General features: G+C 65.8%; 12 protein-coding genes. 11 read left to right on the top strand and 1 reads right to left on the bottom strand.

Features of this window, described 5'->3' with window-relative positions:
• Positions 1 to 8 precede the first annotated feature (8 nt).
• From BM118_RS32310 to BM118_RS32360, 11 genes are all read left to right on the top strand, one after another.
• Positions 9 to 1523 (top strand): MATE family efflux transporter, encoded by a 1515-nt coding sequence (locus BM118_RS32310; RefSeq protein ID WP_092190893.1) that lies wholly within the window; start codon positions 9 to 11, stop codon positions 1521 to 1523.
• A 71-nt stretch (positions 1524 to 1594) separates the two neighbouring features.
• Entirely contained in the window at positions 1595 to 2983 is a 1389-nt protein-coding gene (locus tag BM118_RS32315; protein ID WP_177234890.1) for a surface carbohydrate biosynthesis protein, read from the top strand.
• 4 nt (positions 2984 to 2987) lie between these two features.
• Positions 2988 to 4391, top strand: coding sequence for a capsular polysaccharide export protein, LipB/KpsS family (locus tag BM118_RS32320; RefSeq protein WP_092190897.1), 1404 nt, complete (start codon positions 2988 to 2990; stop codon positions 4389 to 4391).
• A gap of 11 nt (positions 4392 to 4402) precedes the next feature.
• Positions 4403 to 5152, top strand: a complete 750-nt coding sequence (locus BM118_RS32325; RefSeq protein WP_092191152.1) for a glycosyltransferase family 2 protein — start codon at positions 4403 to 4405, stop codon at positions 5150 to 5152.
• A 167-nt stretch (positions 5153 to 5319) separates the two neighbouring features.
• On the top strand, positions 5320 to 6282 hold the full coding sequence (locus tag BM118_RS32330) for a UDP-glucuronic acid decarboxylase family protein (protein WP_092191154.1): 963 nt from the start codon (positions 5320 to 5322) through the stop codon (positions 6280 to 6282).
• Positions 6283 to 6323: 41 nt separating this feature from the next.
• Positions 6324 to 7628 (top strand): hypothetical protein, encoded by a 1305-nt coding sequence (locus BM118_RS32335; RefSeq protein WP_092190899.1) that lies wholly within the window; start codon positions 6324 to 6326, stop codon positions 7626 to 7628.
• 4 nt (positions 7629 to 7632) lie between these two features.
• Positions 7633 to 8811, top strand: a complete 1179-nt coding sequence (locus BM118_RS32340; protein WP_092190901.1) for a CgeB family protein — start codon at positions 7633 to 7635, stop codon at positions 8809 to 8811.
• Positions 8812 to 8937: 126 nt separating this feature from the next.
• Positions 8938 to 9384, top strand: coding sequence for a cupin domain-containing protein (locus tag BM118_RS32345; protein WP_027545045.1), 447 nt, complete (start codon positions 8938 to 8940; stop codon positions 9382 to 9384).
• Positions 9381 to 10502, top strand: a complete 1122-nt coding sequence (locus BM118_RS32350; protein ID WP_092190903.1) for a DegT/DnrJ/EryC1/StrS family aminotransferase — start codon at positions 9381 to 9383, stop codon at positions 10500 to 10502. Before BM118_RS32345 ends, BM118_RS32350 begins: the two co-directional genes overlap by 4 nt.
• Positions 10499 to 11266, top strand: coding sequence for a class I SAM-dependent DNA methyltransferase (locus BM118_RS32355; RefSeq protein WP_092190905.1), 768 nt, complete (start codon positions 10499 to 10501; stop codon positions 11264 to 11266). The genes BM118_RS32350 and BM118_RS32355 overlap by 4 nt, the downstream gene beginning before the upstream one ends.
• A complete protein-coding gene (locus BM118_RS32360; protein WP_092190907.1) occupies positions 11263 to 12471 on the top strand; it encodes a glycosyltransferase in 1209 nt (402 codons plus the stop codon). The genes BM118_RS32355 and BM118_RS32360 overlap by 4 nt, the downstream gene beginning before the upstream one ends.
• A gap of 10 nt (positions 12472 to 12481) precedes the next feature.
• On the opposite strand, the gene BM118_RS32365 is transcribed toward BM118_RS32360, so the two are convergent.
• Complete coding sequence (locus tag BM118_RS32365) at positions 12482 to 14053, bottom strand: MATE family efflux transporter (RefSeq protein ID WP_092190909.1); 1572 nt, start codon at positions 14051 to 14053, stop codon at positions 12482 to 12484.
• Positions 14054 to 14089 lie beyond the last annotated feature (36 nt).

Genomic DNA, 14089 nt, shown 5'->3' on the forward strand with positions numbered 1-14089 from the left:
AGCAGCGCATGCTCAAACAGCTGATCCGCAATACGGTGATCTCCAGCGCGGCCTTCGGGGTCGCGGCCGTGCTCGGGCTGATTGTCATTCCCGTCATCATCCGGACCTGGGGCGTGACCGAGTTCGGCCTCATCGTGCTGGCGCGCATCCTGCTGCCGAGCGGCATGATGGGCCTGCTCGATCTCGGCCTGTCCGAGGTCACGACGCAGGCGGTGGCGCGCGCACGCGAGCACCGCAATTGGCACCGCGCTGGCCAGCAGCTTGCGCTGTTGACCGCGATGGCCGCCGGCCTCGGCGCGCTTCTTGCCGTCGCGATCTGGATCAGCGCGCCCTATCTCAGCATCGCGCTCCGCGTCGATCCCGTCCATGTCGATCGGTTCTCGCAGATCCTGCGCTACACCGCGCTGGCCAATCTGGTGCTGATCCCGGCGCTGGTCTGGGAAGGCATCGTCAAGGGCTTTGAGCGCTACAACGTGCTGCGGCTGGCGGAGGTGGGCTCCACCATCATCTATGTCGCCGGCACGATCTGGGCCTCCAATGCCGCGGCTTCGTTCGAAGTCGTGGCCTATATTTATCTCGCCAGCACCCTGACGCGTGCATGTCTGGTGTTCATCGCGGCCTTCGTCGCCGTCGTGCGCAAGGTCCGGCTCGCGATGTGGGACGCGCCGATCCGGCGCGAGTTGTTCCACCGCTGCGCGCTGTTCGCGCAGGGCAAGCTGACCGGCGGCCTCGCGCTGCCGGTCCAACCCTTCCTCGTCGGCCTGTTGTTCGGACCCAAGGGCGTCGGCGTGTACGACACCGTGGTCCGGCTATCGCGGGTCTCCAAGGTCGTCGTCGGCCTGCTGACGTCGGCGCTGCTGCCGGTGGCGAGCCGTCTGGACGAGCGCGGCAACGCCGACGCCTTCCAGCGGCTCGGCGAGTTCGGCCTCGTCATCCTGCCGATGTTCACGGTGCCGCCGCTGATGGCGGCCGCCGTGCTGTCGCCCGAGATCATGCAGGCATGGATCGGGCCGCAGATGGCTCCTTACGCGGTCTGGATGGGCCTGAGCTTCGTGGTGCCGATCTGCGCTCAGTACCTCGCGTTTGGCAACGTCATGTTCCTGACACGCACTGACGTGCAATCGCGCCTGAACCGGCTGATGATCTATCAACTGGCGGTCTGGGCCGTGGTGGCGGTTGCGACGCTGCACATGTTCGATGAGCGCGCGCTGATCCTCGGGCAGGTGGTCGGCAACGCCGCGATTCTACCGTTGCAGATCGGCGCCGTGAGCCGCGGGTTGCAGCTTGACTCCCACCGCCTCCTCAGAGCACTTCTCGCCCAAGCCGTCATTCTCGCGGTCGTCAGCCTGCTGCTGCTCAAGCTTGCCGACTACGTCGCCATCGACGGCTTCTGGGGACTTGGGCTTGCGATCGCCGCATTTTGCGTCGTGAGCTGGTCCCTGCAATATTTCCTCGTTCTGGAAGAGCGCCAACGGGCGATCTTCGCGGAACTGGGCCATCGCTTCGGCTGGGCCTCGACCTAGCTCTCTATTTCGCCCAGCATGTTCGGGAGACCTATGACCGCCTTGGTTGAGTCCACGAGGAGACGCGAACGGTGCGCATAGGCCTGGTGGTCGATCACCCCAAGCGTGACCTGCCGGGGGCGGTCATGCTCGGTTATCAGCTCGCGCGGCGTGGCGTCTCTGTCATGCTGGTGCCGATGTATGAGCAGGCAGTCGATGTCCCGCGGCTCGGGCTCGATGCGCTGGTCGTCAACTACGCGCGGCCGGTCAATCTCGACCTGATGCGCAGCTTCGCCAAGGCCGGCCTCGCGCTGTACGTGCTCGACACCGAAGGCGGCGTGCTTGCGGAGACGGGTGGCAACTCGCCGCCGGCGATGGCCGCACACATCAGGCAAAGTGGCTACGCCGCCATCCTGGCCGGCTATTTCTTCTGGGGCAGCCGGCTCCACGATGCCTTCCTGGCGGCGGAAACCATGAAGCCGGAGCAGCTGCACCTCACCGGATGCCCGCGCTTCGACTTTGCGGCCCCGCGCTGGCGCGCGCTTCTCGACGGCGAGCCGCGCGGCTATCTGCTCGTCAACGCCAACTTCCCGCTGATCAATTCACGCTTTACGGGTAAGCCGGGCGGTGAGCGCGAGGCCATGGTGCGGGCCGGCTGGGACGGTGCCTATGTCGATCGCTTCATCGCGGACCTGAAGCAGGTCTTCAGCAACTATCTCGCCGAGATCGACCGGCTCGCCGCGGCGCGGCCCGACCGCAACATCCTCGTGCGTCCGCATCCTTTCGAGAGCGAGGACGTCTATCGCAACGCGCTCTCGCGCCACGCCAACGTCCTGGTCGACGGCACCGGCAGCGTGCTCGACCGCATCCGCAATGCGGCCGCAGTCGTTCACCTCAACTGTGGCACGGCCGTCGAATCGGTCCTGCTCGGAAAGCTTCCGCTCCAGCTCGACTACCTGAACACACCGACGACCGCCGGACACGCCGCGCTGCCCGCGCGCGTGAGCCGGTCGGTCGCCTCGTTCGAGGAATTGCTCGGCGCGATCGATCACATCGAGCGCGAGACCGAGACCTTCGATTTCGCACGCGTTCACGCTGCCGATATCGAGGCTTTCTTCCATCTCAACGATGGACTGGCCGCCGAACGCGTCGCCGATGTCCTGACCCGCACCGCAGGCTCGCGCCGGCCCTACGTCTCGTTGCTGGCGACCGTGAAGGGCACGCGCGACAAGCCGAGCATCGGCCAGATCGTCAAGGGCGCCGCCAGCGCCGTGCTCGGATCGGCCGTCACGGAGCGGCTGCGCAGCTGGTTCAATCCAGCCCGGCGCGACAAGCGGATCGAGCCGATCTTCGTCAACACCCTGCTTCAGCGTATCGGGACCCATGATCGCGCGAGCCCGGCGCAATTCACGGCAAGACGTGCGCACTGCGCGACGACGGGCCTGCCGCTCGCGAGCATAGCCATCGAACCCGCCCGATAGACTCATGGCCACATCTGCAAAAACCATTCTCATCACCACCCTTGCCGAATACCAGACCCGGTTCTGGATTCCGGTCGCACAGCGGCTGCGCGCGGCGGGCCAGGACGTCGAGTTGCTCGCCTTCGACGACCGCAGCGCCGAGATGTCGGCGGCCGAGGGCGTGCCCGTCACGAACATGTACCGCGAGGGCCTCAAGGCCGGCCCCTCGCCCGACGATCGCCGGGCGTTCGACGCGCGCGTCGCCGCTTACGGCCTCGACGGGACCAATTTCCTGTTCAGCCATGAGCGTTTTGCTTTCGGTATCAGGGATACTGCCGCTTTGCGCCGGCGCTTCATGATCTATGCCAACGCCATGGAGGCGTTGCTCGACCGCCTGGAGGCGCAGGGCAGGTCCGTCGAGCTGGTCCAGGAGCTGGGCGGCTTTCTCTCCGTCATCGCGAGCTTCTACGCCGCGAGGCGTCGCAACATCCGCAACTGGTTCATCGAACCGTCGTTCTTTCGCGGCCGGATGTATTTTACGCCCGACAGCCTCGCCGCGCCCGACGTGATGCCGGCGCCGGCGGATACGACGTCCCCCGAGGTGCGGGCCTATCTGGACGATACGCTGACACAGCGCGCGATCGTCATCCCCAAGAAGGATCAGCACCATTACTCGGCGGCCTTCAAGAAGGTCGTGAACCTGCGCAACGCCCGCCGCCTCACCGAAAAGCTGTGGGACCAGTTCGCGCTCGGCAAGCATCAGGAGTTCGGGCACAATCTACGCCACGCCCGCGTGCACGCTGCGATGGCGCTCAACGCGACGCGGCTGCGCAAGCTCTACAAGCCGATCCCGGACGTGCCCTTCGTCTACTATCCGTTCCACGTTCCGGCCGACATGGCGCTGACGCTGCGCTCGCCCGACTATCTCGACCAGGTCGCGACCGTCGACTTCCTGCTGCGGACGATCCCGGACTCGCATGTGCTGGTGGTCAAGGAACATCCCGCCCAGATCGGCGCGATCTCGGCCGACCGCCTGTTCGAGCTGGCGCGCCGGTTCGACAATTTCGTGCTGCTGCCGCCGCAGACCAACAATTACACCGTGCTGAGCCGCGCCGATGCGGTCATCTCCGTCAACAGCAAGTCGGGCGCTGAAGCATTGCTGCTCGGCAAGCCGGTCGTGGTGATGGGCGATGCGTTCTACCGCTCCTGCCCGCTGGTCTACGCGATCGATCGGCTGGCGGACGTGCCCGCGCGGCTGCGCGAGGCGCTGCGCGTGGGGCCGTTCGATCCGGCCAGGGGCGCGCCCTATTTCGAATCGGCGTGGCGCAAGTCGTTCCCGGGCGAGCTCTATATCAGCGATCCCAAACTGCTCGATACGTTCGCGGCCTCCTTGCGCGCCGCGATCGCCGAGCCCGCCCGCGTGAATTGAACGGACCCGCCATGCCGCTCGTCTCGATCATCACACCATCCTGGAACGTCGAAGGCCTGATCGAGGAGACGATCCGCTCGGTGCAGAGCCAGACCTTTGCCGATTGGGAGCTCCTGATCGCCGACGACTGCTCGACTGACCGGACACCGGAGATCATCGCGGCGATTGGCGAGCGCGATCCTCGCGTCAAGCTGATCCGGCAGGCCAGGAACGGCGGCCCGGCGCTGGCGCGACAGGCCGCGATCGACCGGGCGCAGGGCCGCTACCTCGCCTTCCTCGACAGTGACGATCTGTGGCTGCCCGAAAAGCTCGAGCGGCAGCTCGCCTTCGCTCGGGAGAAGCAGGCCGCCCTCAGCTACACCGCCTTCCGCCGCATCAACGAGGCCAACACGCTCACCGGACGCCTGATCTCCGTGCCGGCCTCACTCACCTATGGTCAGCTCCTGAAAAACACCGCGATCGCGACGCTGACCGCGATGGTCGACCGCGAGATCGCGGGTCCCATCGCGATGAAGAACGAGGGTTATGACGATTTCTGCCTATGGCTCTCGATCCTCAAGCGCGGCCACACCGCGTACGGCCTCGACGAGGACCTTGCCCGCTACCGCGTCAGGGGCTCCTCGGTCTCCAGCCGCCCGGCGCGCTCGGCCAAATGGGTCTGGCAGATCTACCGCAATGTCGAGCACCTCTCCCTGATCAGGTCGGCCTGGTGTTTTGCCCATTGGGGCGCGCGGGCCTGGCTGAAGCGGCGGGAATTCTAGCCTCGGCGCCGGGCGCCCTGCCCACCCGTCTGAAAAATGGCGAAAACAACCCCATGCACAGTAGAGGTAGTTAAATACCTCGGCCCAAGGCCACTTGGCTATTGGCGAGTCCGGCCGTTGCCGATACCACTCAGCCCGCGCCCGCCGCGGACAATCTGGAACCGATCATGCCGTTTGAAAGCTACAAGAACAGCCGCATCCTCGTGACCGGAGGCGCCGGCTTCATCGGATCGCACATCTGCGAGCGGCTGCTCGATGCCGGGGCCGAGGTGGTGTCCGCGGACAATTATTTCACCGGCAGCCGGCGCAACATCGCCCATCTGATCGCAAATCCGCTGTTCGAGGCGGTCAGGCACGACGTCACCTTCCCGCTCTACATCGAGGTGGACGCGATCTTCAACCTGGCCTGCCCGGCTTCGCCGATCCACTACCAGCGCGACCCCGTGCAGACCACCAAGACCTCGGTGCACGGCGCCATCAACATGCTGGGCCTTGCCAAGCGGCTGAAGGCGCGCATCTTCCAGGCCTCGACCAGCGAGGTCTATGGCGATCCACTGATCCATCCCCAGACCGAGGATTATTGGGGCAACGTCAACCCGATCGGCATCCGCTCCTGCTACGACGAGGGCAAGCGCTGCGCCGAGACGCTGTTCTTCGACTACTGGCGTCAGCACGGCCTGCCGATCAAGGTTGCGCGCATCTTCAACACCTACGGCCCGCGCATGCAGCCCAATGACGGCCGCGTGGTGTCGTCCTTCATCGTCCAGGCGCTCAAGGGCGAGCCGATCAGCGTGTTCGGCGACGGCGGGCAGACCCGCTCGTTCTGCTATGTCGACGATCTCGTCGAAGCCATCATGCGGCTGATGGTGACGAAGGAAGACATCACCGGCCCCATCAACATCGGCAACAATCACGAGTTCACCATCCGCGAGCTCGCCGAGAAAGTCATCGAGCTCACGGGATCGCGCTCCAAGCTGGTGTTCAAGCCGCTGCCGCAGGACGACCCGCGCCAGCGCCAGCCCGACCTTACCAAGGCGAAGGCGGCGCTGAACTGGGAGCCGAAGGTCGCGCTCGAGGACGGCTTGAAGGAGACCATCGCCTATTTCAAGCACTCGCTCGAAATCGCCTGATCCGCTCGCAACTCCCCTCGTCCGCAGCGAGCCTATCCGCCATGAGCGAACCGTCCGGCATCATCAGGGACCTGCGGTCGCGGCTGGACTCGAAGGCTGCGCTGACGCTCCTGGTGCTGCTGCACAGCGCCGTCGCCTGCCTGTCGCTGATCAAGGTCGCGACCTTCCAGTACTATATCAGCTTCAGCGCGGAGCGGGTCTGGATCGCGGTCATCGTTGCGCTCGGCTTCTCCGTCGTTTCGCTGCTGTTCGTCGTCGCCCGCTTCAGCTTCGGCTATTTCGCCGGGTTCTATTTCTACACGATGATCCTCGGCTTCCTGTGGATCGACGTGTTCTCGTACTACAGCTACCCGCAATTGCTCGCGGGCATCTCGGCGGCGTTGGCGCTGGTGCTCTTCCTGCTGCCCGTGCTGTTCGTCAGGGCGCCGCTGCGGCAGCTCATCACATTGTCGAATGCCGGCTTCGAGCATCTGCTCACGGCTATCCTGGTGATCTCCATCGGCACCATTGCCGTCGCCTCGACCTACAATTTCCGCCTGGTCGCGATCGCGAACATCTACGACTACCGTAGCGCGCTCGATTTTCCCGGCCCGGTGCGATATCTCATCGGCTGGGTCTCCAGCACGCTGCTGCCGTTCGCCTTCGCCTGCTACTGGCTGCTCGGCCATCGCTGGCGCGCCGGCCTGGTGCTGATCCTGCTCCTGTTGTTTTACCCGATCACGCTGACGAAGTTCGCTTTCTTCACACCCGCCTGGCTGATCGTACTGGCCGTGCTCTCGCGCCTCCTGGAGGCGAGGACTTCAGCCATCGCTTCGATCTTCGTCCCGATGCTCCTTGGCCTCATCCTGATCGTTCTGACGGGCGCCTCCATCAACAGCATTCCCGGCAAGTATTTCGACCTCGTCAACATCCGGATGATGGCGACCGCATCCAGCGCCCTCGACATCTACAACAATTTCTTCTCGAGCCACCCGCTGACCTGGTTCTGCCAGATATCCGTCCTCAAGCCGCTGACGCATTGTCCCTACCAGGCGCCGCTGGCGGTCGTGATGCAGGAGGCCTACGACCTCGGCAACCTGAATGCGTCGCTGTTTGCGACCGAAGGGGTCGCATCGGTCGGCCTCTATCTCGCGCCTTTGACGGCGCTCGCATCGGGCTTCATCCTGGCGCTCGGCAACCGTGCCTCCGCAGGACTTCCGGCCCGCTTCGTCCTGATGTCATCAGGCGTGCTGCCGCACGTCCTGCTCAACGTGCCGCTCTCGGTTGCCATGCTCACCCACGGCATCGCGATCCTGTTCCTGCTCTGGTACGTGATGCCCCGCAGCCTGTTCGAACCGAAGTCGTGACGCCGTGCGCATCCTGATCCTCAACGCCGACTATCCTCGCTTCCTCTCCTGGCTCTACCGGCGCCGGCCGGGTCTCGAGAACGAGCCCTATGCGGCGCAGATGGCGGCGCGGAACGCCAGCCTGTTCGGCGTCGCCGATTTCTACTCGCGCAATTTCGCCGGCCTCGGGCACGTCGCCGCCGACATCCATGTCAACAATCCCTGGATGCGGGCAGCCTGGGCACGTGAGCATGGCCTTGCCGTCACCGAGCCGCCGCCGCCCGGCGCGCCGGCCGCGCGCGATGCCGTTCCCGGCTGGCTGCAACGCGCGGTCGCGCCGTTCAAGCCGGTGCTGAGACCGCTCGCGCGCAAGGTCGGCCTCAGCCCGCGTCTCGACGCGGAAGCCGAAACTATCCTGCTGGCGCAGGTCGAGGACTTCAAACCCGATCTCGTCCTCAACCAGGATCTGTTTCACGTCGACACGCGCCTTGCACGCCGGATCAAGCAGATCGGCCGCCCGATCCTGATCGGCCAGGTCGGCATCTCGCCCTCGCGCGGCGAGGACTGGTCGGTCTACGACCTCATGATCTCGCAGATGGCGGCGGTGGTGGACTTCTTCCGCCAGCACGGTGCACGCGCCGAGGTCGTCCATCTCGCCTTCGAGCCCACGATCCTCGACACCCTGCCTCCGTCGCCCTCGCAGAATTTCGACGTCACCTTCGTCGGCGCGGTCTCGGCGGATCACCAGCTCCGCGTCGCGCAGCTCGAGGCTGTGGCACGGCGCTACGATCTCAAACTGTTCGGCAGCGGCCTGCACACCCTTCCGGCCTCCTCGCCGCTGCACCGCTGCTACCAGGGCGAGGTCTGGGGCGTGGAGATGTACCAGGCGCTGCGCGCCTCGCGCGTTACGCTCAACTCGCACATCGACATGGCCGGCCGCGAGGCCGGCAATGCGCGGCTGTTCGAAGCGACCGGCGTCGGCGCCTTCCTGCTCACCGACTTCAAGGACAACCTGGATACGCTGTTCGCGCCCGAACGCGAGGTCGCGGCATGGCGCACGGTCGAGGACTGCCTTGCGCAGATCGAACGCTATCTCGCCGACGACGCGGCGCGCCTGTACATCGCGAAGGCGGGACAGGCCAGGACCTTTGCGGCCCATACCTTCCGCCGGCGCGTCGAGGAGATCCTGGCCTTCGTCGGTTAAATCCCGGCCGGCCGGCATGACGATTGCCATCGTCCGTCCGCCCTTGACGGTCCCGGCCAAAATGGCCAAAGTGCGCAGCGAGACCGTTATGTCACTCTAATTACAGCGTTTTTTTCGAGGCTCAGGATGGAACACGTCGAACATGTTCGATTCGGCGACCAGCTCTACGCGATCATCGTGCGCGCCTCGTTCCGCGAGCCGGGTATCCATTTCTTCTCGTCGCCGGAACTGTCGCAGCAGCTCGCCTATATGAGCCATCCGAAGGGCAAGAGCATCGAGCCGCATCGCCACAACAAGGTGACGCGTGAGGTGCACTACACCCAGGAAGCGCTCCTGATCCAGAAGGGCAAGCTCCAGGTCGATTTCTACACCGTGGAGGAGAACTATCTCGAAAGCCGCGTGCTCGGTGCCGGCGACATCATCCTGCTCTGCAGCGGCGCCCACGGCTTCCATGTGCTCGAACCGCTCGAGATGTTCGAGATCAAGCAGGGTCCCTATTCCGGCGAAGACGACAAGACGCGGTTTGCCGAAGTCTCCCGGTCCGAAATCCGGATCAAGGGCCCGGGCCAGTGACTGCGCCGTTCATTCCCGTCAACACGCCGCTGCTCGACGGCAACGAGGCCGACTATCTCGCCGAATGTATCCGGACCGGATGGATCTCGTCGGAAGGACCGTTCATCAAGCGCTTCGAGCAGGCGATGGCCGAGGTTGCAGGCCGGCGCCACGGCATCGCGGTGACCAACGGCTCGGTCGCGCTCGACATCGCCGTGCATGCGCTCGGCCTCGAGCAAGGCTCCGAGGTCATCATCCCGACTTTCACGATCATCAGCTGCGCTGCCGCGATCGTCCGCGCCGGCCTCGTGCCTGTCGGTGTCGACTGCGACGCCGCGACCTGGAACATGACGGCCGAGGGCGTCGAAGCCGCAATCACGCCGCGCACGCGCGCGATCATGCTGGTTCACATCTACGGCCTGCCGGTCGATCTCGATCCGATCCTGGCGCTCGCACGCAAGCACGGCCTGAAGGTGATCGAGGACGCTGCCGAGATGCACGGCCAGACCTATCGCGGCGCGCCATGCGGCGGCTTCGGCGACGTCTCGACCTTCAGCTTCTATCCCAACAAGCACGTCACGACCGGTGAAGGCGGCATGATCCTCACCGACGACGACGCGCTCGCCGACCGCCTGCAAGGCCTGCGCAATCTCTGCTTCCAGCCGCAGCAGCGTTTCGTCCACGAGGAGCTCGGCTGGAACGCGCGCATGACCAACCTCCAGGCCGCGCTCGGCGTCGCCCAGGTCGAGCGCCTGCCGCGCACGGTCGAGATCAAGCGCCGGATCGGCCGGCTCTATGACGAGCATCTTGCGGGCCTCAACCGCATCCGCCGCCCGGTTGCCCGCACCGGCTATGCCGACAACATCTACTGGGTCTACGGCATCGTGCTGAACGACGACGTGCCGTTCGACGCCAAGGAAGCGATGCGCCGCCTCGGCGAAAAAGGCATCGGAACGCGGCCGTTCTTCTGGTGCATGCACGAGCAGCCGGTGCTGCGCCGGATGGGACTGATGCGCGACGAATCCCATCCGAACGCGGAATACATCGCCCGCCGCGGTTTTTACCTGCCGAGCGGCCTTGCCTTGACCGACGACGAGATCGCGCGGTCCGCGCAGGCGCTGAAGGAGATTTTGGCGTGACGGTGTTCGCCGAATACGCGCCCTGGTACGATCTCCTCTACCGGGACAAGGACTACGCGGCGGAGACGGCATTCGTCGAAGCGCGACTGCGCGACCACGGCGTCGCCTCGGGCAGGCTGCTCGATCTCGGCTGCGGCACCGGCCTGCATGCGCTCGCCTTCGCGCGCGAGGGCTGGACCGTTGCCGGCATCGATCTCAGCCACGAAATGATCGCGAGTGCCAAGGCCCGCGCCGAGCAGGCCGGCCTTTCGATTCCGTTCCGGCAGGGCGATGCCCGTGAAGCTGGTCCCGAGCGCGACTACGACGCGGTGGTGTCGCTGTTCCACGTCGCGAGCTACCAGACCAGCCGCGATGCGCTGGCGGCCATGTTTCGCACCGCGCACGCCGCATTGAAGCCCGGCGGCGTGTTCTTCTTCGACTATTGGTACGGCGGCGCCGTGCTGGCGCAGGGCGTCGAGACCAGGGTCAAGGTGATCGAGCAGAAGCCGCTGCGCCTCACCCGCATCGCGCAATCCGACCACGACGAGCAGGCCGCGACCGTCACCGTGAACTACACGTTGTTCTGCGAGGACACGGATCGTGCCACGATCCGGCGTGTCGAGGAAGCGCACCACCTGCGCTACTGGTTTCCGTTCGAGATCGATGCGGCGCTCGAGGCGAGCGGCTTTCGGCCCGCCGTCCACGCCGCCTGGCTGACACAGGACGCACCGCACACGAAGAGCTGGGCCGCCTACGCGGTCGCCAGAAAGAGCGGCACGCCGTGAGACCCCTGCGGCTCGCCGTCATGCTGGAGCAGGCGCTCGAGGTCGGTGGCGGCTTTCAGCAGCCGCTCAACGATTTGCTCTGGCTGCGCGACTGGGCGGCCGCCTCCGGCAACGAGATCGTGGTGTACTCGCCCTATCCGAAGACGCTGGACATCCTGAAGGAATTCGGCGTCGCGGCCCGCCTGCTCAAGTTCGGCGTGCTCGATTATGCCTTCCTGTTCCTGAAATATTGCGGGCCGTTCGATCTCGTCCAGATCGCGCTGAAGCTGAGATCGCCGTTCGAACGCGCGTTGATCCGCGACGGCATCGACGTCGTGCACTTCACCTCGACCTCGAAGCGGCACCTCTTGCTCTACCAGTTGCCCTTCATCATCACGATCTTCGACGGTTGCCATCGCGACGCGCCCGAGTTTCCGGAGGTCCGGACCTTCGGCGAGTTCGAGCGCCGCGAGATCCTGTTCGGCCTCGCGAGCACCAAGGCGGCGGTCGTGATCGTCAATGCGCCCGAGCTGATCGACGATCTCTGCCGTCGCTACGCCATGGAACGGGAGCGCGCGGTCTGCATCCCGTTCTCGCCTTCGGCCTATGTCAGCCAGTCTGCACCTGACGCACCCGATGATGCGGCGGTGCTGGCGAAGTACGGGCTCGAGCCGGGCTATCTGTTCTATCCAGCGCAGTTCTGGCCGCACAAGAACCACATGACGCTGCTCGCCGCGCTCGCGCTGCTGCGCGAGCGCGGCATCACCGAACGGCTGGTGCTGTGCGGCTCGGACCGCGGCGGCCGCGACAAAGTCAACGCCGCGATCCGCACTTACGGATTGTCGGATCAGATCGCCATCATCGGCTTCGTCGAGTCCGCAGAGCTCGGCGCGCTCTACCGCGGCGCCGCGGCGCTGGCGATGCCGAGCTATTTCGGCCCGACCAACCTGCCGCCGATGGAGGCCTGGGCGGTCGGCACGCCCGTGATCTATCCCGAGGCCTTCAAGGCGCAGGCCGGCGATGCCGCGCTGCTGTTCGACTATGACGATCCGCGCTCGCTGGCGGACGCGATCGTCGCCCTTCGCACCGACGGCACGCGCGAGCGGCTGCGCACGGCCGGGCAACTGCGGCTCGCGCAGTTTGCCGGGGAGACCGAGGCCGGGCATCGGCAATTCGCCCGCCATCTCGAACGGCTGAAGCACCGGCTGGCGCTGACCGCGCGTTGAATACGACCGGCTAGGCCGGAACCAGCGCCCGCAAACGCGCGCGCACGGCCGCGTTCAGAAGCGGACTTGCGAGCAGGCCCACCACGAACAGCCAGATCGCGCACTCTACGATAAAATGCACGAGCCCGCTCCCCGGCACGAGCGCGGTGATCGCGAGCCCGATCAGCCAGCCCGACGCCACGACGCCAACGGCCAGCAGCATCAGGAAGGCGATGTGCCTGAACGGATGATGCAGGGTCTGCTGCATGACCATCAATGCGAGCAGACCGAACTGGACCAGCATGTCGCTCGCGACCACGGCGAGCGCGGCGCCGAGCGGTCCGAGCCGCGGGATCAGGACGAAGGACAGCACCAGGAAGACGACGAGCTGAAGTCCCTTGGTCCGGATCAAGAGCTCGCCGCGATTGCTGTGGTTGGCAAAGCCGAGCGCCAGCAGCGAGGGCGCGACCGCAGCCGAACCGAGCAGCAGCGTCACCGTGAGCGGCGCGTCATAGGGGATGCTGCCATGGGTCCACAGCGCGAAGAAATCGGACCAGAACGGCAGCAGGCCCGCGACGATCAAGCACGCAAGGGCGGTCACGAACACCGAGCCATGGGCGTAGAGCCGGCGCAGCCGCTCCTTGTCGCCGATCGCATGGTCGTGGCCGAGCTCGGCGGCAAGCGGCAGCGTGACCTGGAGGCAGAGGCCGCGGACCAGGCTCGCGATCACGCGCGTCAGGCCCCATTGCGCCACCGCGACGCGGTTGGTGACCAGCGCGGACACGAGCAGCACCGGAACGTTGACCAGCGCGAGCTCGGTGATATTGGCGACCGCGAAAGGCAGCGCGCGGCCGAACTGCCCGATGCTCCAGCGCAGGGACGGCGACACGAATGGCCGCCTGCCGGCACGGCGCAGGAACGGAAACAATCGCGGCGCGTCGAACGCAGCGAGGAAGACCGCGAACAGGAGCTGCATCGACACGAAGGCGATCGCGACCGCGAGCAGGCTGCCGAACGTCGCCAGTGCAGCGAGCTGCGCGATTTGTCCGAGCAGCAGGGCAGCGTTTTGCAGCCAGACCGTCCGGCCATACCGCCCGCGCACGCGATAGAGGCCGGAGACGAGGTTGGCGGGCAAGGTCAGGAGCATGCCCACAATCATCACCAGCATCGCGGCATCGAATGTCGGCGTCGCGTGAAAGCCGAGCACCACCGATGGCGGCGCCAGGACAACGGCCGCGCACAAGAGGACACCGAGCCCCGCAATGATCGCGAGATAGATCCGCAGCAGGGCTGAATAGAAATACGCCGTGCGCCCGTCGCAATCGGCGCAGGACTTGAAGGCGAGAAAGCGGTTGATCGCGCGAAGCTGCAATCCTGCGTCCGCGACGACGACGAGGCTGCCGGCCGCGTAGATCGTCAACCACGCCGCCAGCATGTCGCCGCTCCAGACGTGGAGGAACGCGGGGATCAGCAACAGCTGCTGGGTCAGCCCCAGCACCATCTGGACGAGGTTGGCGGACCAGCCCTGCACCAGCCGGCGGGCGCGGCCGACGCCGCTCGCACCGTCGGACTTGCCGGGCACGTCAGTTTGCGTGTCGGTCAAGCCGCATCCTTCCCGGCAAGCAAACGCGCGACAATC

The sequence above is a fragment of the Bradyrhizobium sp. cf659 genome (assembly GCF_900113725.1).
In the GTDB taxonomy this organism is placed as follows: domain Bacteria; phylum Pseudomonadota; class Alphaproteobacteria; order Rhizobiales; family Xanthobacteraceae; genus Bradyrhizobium.

Excerpts from the sequence above, each read along its gene's own strand:
- BM118_RS32335 (WP_092190899.1), top strand. The coding sequence starts at position 6,324 with ATGAGCGAACCGTCCGGCATCATCAGGGACCTGCGGTCGCGGCTGGAC.
- BM118_RS32320 (WP_092190897.1), top strand. The coding sequence starts at position 2,988 with ATGGCCACATCTGCAAAAACCATTCTCATCACCACCCTTGCCGAATAC.
- BM118_RS32330 (WP_092191154.1), top strand. The coding sequence starts at position 5,320 with ATGCCGTTTGAAAGCTACAAGAACAGCCGCATCCTCGTGACCGGAGGC.
- BM118_RS32310 (WP_092190893.1), top strand. The coding sequence starts at position 9 with ATGCTCAAACAGCTGATCCGCAATACGGTGATCTCCAGCGCGGCCTTC.
- BM118_RS32345 (WP_027545045.1), top strand. The coding sequence starts at position 8,938 with ATGGAACACGTCGAACATGTTCGATTCGGCGACCAGCTCTACGCGATC.
- BM118_RS32325 (WP_092191152.1), top strand. The coding sequence starts at position 4,403 with ATGCCGCTCGTCTCGATCATCACACCATCCTGGAACGTCGAAGGCCTG.